This is a genomic window from Pseudomonas sp. EGD-AK9 (genome assembly GCF_000465935.2).
In the GTDB taxonomy this organism is placed as follows: domain Bacteria; phylum Pseudomonadota; class Gammaproteobacteria; order Pseudomonadales; family Pseudomonadaceae; genus Aquipseudomonas.
In genome coordinates this window covers 1-2322 of record NZ_AVOF01000433.1, presented here as the reverse complement: position 1 = coordinate 2322, position 2322 = coordinate 1, and the positions used below count along the sequence as shown (strand labels likewise).

The window sequence follows — 2322 nt, the reverse complement described above, 5'->3', positions numbered from 1 at the left end:
GGACGCTTGGCCGCGCCGCTGCGCGCCTTGGCCATGGCCGCCAGGCGCACCGCGACGTTGGCCGCACCATAACCGACATAGCCGTTCTTGCGCTGGATGACCTCGAAGAAGAAGCGCTCCTCGAACGGCTCGGTGTACACGTGGAACAACTCGCCGCCCTGGGCGTCGCGGTCGTAGAGCACGTTGTAGTAGGCCAGCTCGCTCAAGAACTCGTCGTCGAAGTCGAAGCGCGCGGCCAGGTCGTCGTAGTAGTTCAGCGGGATTTCCAGCAGCGGCACGCCGGCCTCCTTGGCCCGCGCCACCTCGGCGAAGATGTCCTCGCAGGAGAAGGCGATATGGTGCACGCCGGAGCCGCGGTAGCTGGACAGCGCGTGGGCGATGGCGGTGTTGCGGTTCTCCGAGATGTTCAGCGGCAGGCGCACCGAGCTGCAGCGGCTGCGCAGCGCGCGGCTCTTGACCAGGCCGTAGGGGTCGGGCAGCACCACCTCGTCGTCGGCCTCGAAGTCCAGCAGGCTCTTGTAGAACAGCACCCAGCTGTCCAGCGACTCGGCCGGCAGCGCCAGGGCCATGTGATCGATGCGCTGCAGGCCGCCGCCGGCCACGGCGTTCGGGTCCAGCTTGAAGTCGGTGTCGTAGATGGTCTGGCCGGCGCCGGCCTGCTCCACCAGGTAGATCAGGCTGCCGTCGGGGGCGCGCACCGCGGGGATTTCCCGCTCGTTGGGGCCGACCAGGCCGCGATAGGGCTGGCCGCGGTAGTCGCAGGCGCGCTGCAGGGCGGCGGCCTCGTGCTTCACCCGCAGCGCGGTGGCGCACAGCGACGGGCCATGGGCCTCGAAGAAGTTGTGGGCGAAGGAATAGGGCTCGGCGTTGAGCACGATATTGATATCGCCCTGACGCAGCAGGCTGACCTCCTTGGAGCGGTGCTGGCCGGCGCGGGCGAAGCCCAGGCGCTCCAGCCAGCCGGCCAGGCGCGCGCCGACCGCCTCGTCGACGGCGAATTCGAGAAACTCCACGCCGTCGTAACGGCTGGCCGCCGGCGGGGTGAACAGCACGCCCGGCTCGATCGCCACGCCTTCCTTGTCCAGGCGCTTGGCGGTCTTCTCTTCCAGATAGAGCAGCGAGCGCAGGCCATCGGCGGCGTTCTGCCGCGGCGGCGCGGCGCGGAAGCCGTCGTTGAAGATTTCCAGCGACAGCGGGCCGCGGTAGCCGGTGCGCAGGATCGGCGCGAGAAAGCCGGCCAGGTCGAACTCGCCCTGCCCCGGGAAGCAGCGGAAATGCCGGCTCCACTCCAGCACGTCCATGGCCAGCAGCGGCGCGTCGGCCATCTGCACGAAGAAGATCTTGTCGCCGGGAATCTCGGCGATGGCCGCCGGGTCGCCCTTGAGCGACAGGGTGTGGAAGCTGTCGAGGATCACCCCCAGCGCCGGGTGGTCGGCCTGGCGCACCAGCTTCCACACCTGCTGGTAGGTGTTGACGTGGCGGCCCCAGGCCAGGGCCTCGTAGCCGATGCGCAGGCCGCGCGCGCCGGCGCGCTCGGCGAGCAGGCGCAGGTCGTCGACGAGGATGTCCTCATCGCCCAGGGCGTCGGCGGCGACATTGCTGCACACCAGCACCAGGTCGGTGCCGAGTTCCTGCATCAGGTCGAACTTGCGCTCGGCGCGGTCGAGGTTGCGCGCCAGGCGGTCGCGCCGGCAGCCCTCGAAGTCGCGAAACGGCTGGAACAGGGTGATGGCCAGGCCGAGGTCGGCGCAGCGCTTGCGAATCTCGCTGGGGCTGCCGTCGTAGTAGAGCAGGTCGTTCTCGAAGATCTCCACGCCGTCGAAGCCGGCGGCGGCGATGGCTTCGAGTTTTTCCGGCAGGGTACCGCTCAGGGAGACGGTGGCAATCGAACGCTGCATGCTGCAACTCCTGGTTGGGGACGCCGGCGCTCAGCGGCGGCGCGGTGCCGGGCTGCGGCGCTGGCCGCACGACCCATGCACCCGCCGACCAGGTGCCAGTCAGGGTGAAAGGATTATTGGCGCAGTCGCACGGCGCGGCAAACCTAAATGTACGAACCGGTTAGTTTTCCGTGCGTTTATCGAACGGAAGCCGGCTTGGCGAATTGACCCTGGGCATGCCCGCTGCGCACCATCTCCAGCGAATCGCCAGCCGGCCGGTGCCAGCCACCCCCGTGCCTGACGACAGGCGCGCCGCCCACGGGCGCGCGCCGACAGCGTTGTGCCATAACAATTTCAAGATTCGGGTTCCTACGATGTTCATAGTCACTGCCGTATTCGCCTGCCCTTCCCTGCCTGCCCTCGCGCGCGCCGACAGCGCCCCGCA

At 68.7% G+C, this 2322-nt stretch carries 1 protein-coding gene; it reads right to left on the bottom strand.

Annotated elements, in window-relative coordinates; genetic code table 11:
* A partial coding sequence (gene quiC / locus N878_RS18020; protein ID WP_021444974.1) for a 3-dehydroshikimate dehydratase QuiC occupies positions 1-1898 on the bottom strand: 1898 nt, incomplete at its 3' end.
* Positions 1899-2322: the final 424 nt, after the last annotated feature.